The organism is Oleiphilus sp. HI0067 (assembly GCF_001635735.1).
This window is the reverse complement of sequence record NZ_LWFI01000635.1, coordinates 1-1077: the sequence shown is the minus strand read 5'-3', so window position 1 is coordinate 1077 and position 1077 is coordinate 1. Positions and strand designations below refer to the sequence as shown.

Below are 1077 nucleotides of genomic sequence, written 5' to 3'. Positions count from 1 at the left end.
CTGCGTCTTCTGCTACAGTGACAGCCCCCGTCAGTGGATCACCGTCAGCACTAGGGTTCGATGGATCGATTGGATCGGTCGGATCGACTGGATCAACCGGGTTCGGGCCGTCAATAACCGAATTAATTGTTACAGTCATTGACGTCGTTGCACTATTGTTATCGACTTGGCTGCTATCATCGGGATCAACATCTTCATTATGAATCGCGACCTGCAGAACGATATCGCTTAGATGGCCTATTGCTGGCGTGATCGTGAGACCGGCAAGCTCAGCGGCTGTCAACGTCCAGCTACCATCTCCATTGTCAGTGCCAGCAGATAACGTAGCATCTAACGGCACATCGCTGATGGTGTAACCAGTAACTGACTCAGAACCGTCGTTATCTGCTAGGCTACCAGTGATATCCAAGGCAATAGCACTATTCTCATCACCATTTACATCACTCGCACTCACCGCAGGCGCATCAGCGACTGCTTCCAAAGTAACTTCTACCGAACCATTATAAACTTGACTAGCATCGCCCTGTGTGAACGTTACTTCAGTCGTTAATGTAAAGTCATCGCTGGAATGTTCGACTGGCGTAAGGCTCAAACCATCAAGATCAGCGGGATCCACTGTCCAGGTGCCATCACCGTTATTCGTACCCGCTGACAAAATCGCTCCAGTTGGCACGCCACCGATCGTGACACTGCTCATTGTTTCATTAACATCAATGGGAGTTAACGGACCCAATTCAAGATCAAAGACTGCGTCTTCTGCTACAGTGACAGCCCCCGTCAGTGGATCACCGTCAGCACTAGGGTTCGATGGATCGATTGGATCGGTCGGATCGACTGGATCAACCGGGTTCGGGCCGTCAATAACCGAATTAATTGTTACAGTCATTGACGTCGTTGCACTATTGTTATCGACTTGGCTGCTATCATCGGGATCAACATCTTCATTATGAATCGCGACCTGCAGAACGATATCGCTTAGATGGCCTATTGCTGGCGTGATCGTGAGACCGGCAAGCTCAGCGGCTGTCAACGTCCAGCTACCATCTCCATTGTCAGTGCCAGCAGATAACGTAGCAT

1 protein-coding gene is annotated in these 1077 nt (G+C 50.0%); it reads right to left on the bottom strand.

Annotated elements, in window-relative coordinates; translation table 11 throughout:
- Positions 1–1077, bottom strand: a 1077-nt coding sequence (locus tag A3739_RS29600; RefSeq protein ID WP_231877032.1) for a hypothetical protein, incomplete at both ends; no start/stop codon positions are given.